Source organism: Streptomyces europaeiscabiei (genome assembly GCF_001550375.1).
GTDB lineage: Bacteria > Actinomycetota > Actinomycetes > Streptomycetales > Streptomycetaceae > Streptomyces > Streptomyces europaeiscabiei.
In genome coordinates, this window is the sequence record NZ_LRTR01000507.1 from 1 (window position 1) to 961 (window position 961).

General features: G+C 76.6%; 1 pseudogene. It reads left to right on the forward strand.

The annotated features are described in order from the left end of the window. Window positions 1-961: pseudogene (locus tag AWZ10_RS24645) on the forward strand (hypothetical protein); the annotation flags it as partial.

Here is a 961-nt window from a genome sequence, read left to right on the forward strand (position 1 = left end):
GAGCGCCGAGGGCACGGGTGGCGCCGCGGCCGGGAGGACCACCGGAGCCGGTGGCGGAGCGGCCGACGGCTTCCGTACGGCGGACGAGCGTGCCTGTTCCGACGGCTCCCTCACCCCCGAGGAGCTGGACCGTTTCGCCGACGAGCTGCGTGAGCTGCTCGACGACAACGTGTCGTCCGCCGAGCGTCACCTCTTCGAGCTGCGCACCGCCGCGGCCGACGACTCCCGCATCCTGGGCGCCCTCGGCGACGGCGGGCTGCTGCCGCCGGGCCCGGACGTCCTGGCGACGGTCGAGTTCCTCGGCGAGCACGGGATCCCGGCCCTGCCCGGCTGGCGCTACCTCGCCCAGGCCGTGGACCCCGTCGACCACGCGCGCGTGCTGGCCGCACGCCCGGAGCTGGTCGACGGCGTGATCATCACCGACCCGGCCTCGCACGCCCGGGCCCGCGAGGCGCTCAGCGACGCGGCACTGCTCCCGAGGTCCGCCGTGGCCGTCGGTACGGCGGCCGCCCTGCTGGCCCCGACACCGCCTGTGGACGCGGGCGACGGCCCCACTTCCGAGGTGTTCCTCGTTCCGCCGAACCCGGCCATGCACGACGAGCACGCGGCCGACGAGGAGCGCCAGGCGCTGCGCGCACGGGCGACCGAGCGGGACGAGGAGATCCGGGAACTCGCGGCACGCCTCGGCAAGGACCGTGAGCTGGCGGCCCGGCTCTCCTCGTGGCGCACGGGGTGCCCGGCGGGCAGGCTCACCGAGCTGGCCGGTGCCGCGCAGGAGACGCGTGCGTTCGCCGAGGAGTCCGAGGCGGAGCTTTCGGAGGCGCGGACCGTGCGGGCCGAGGCCGAGGAGGCGGCCGCCGAGGCGGCCCAGGTACGCGACGAGCGGCAGGAGGCCGTACAGGTGGGCGCCGTCACGCCGGATGCCGTGGAGCCCGGCGATCCGCGGGCCGAAGACACCGAC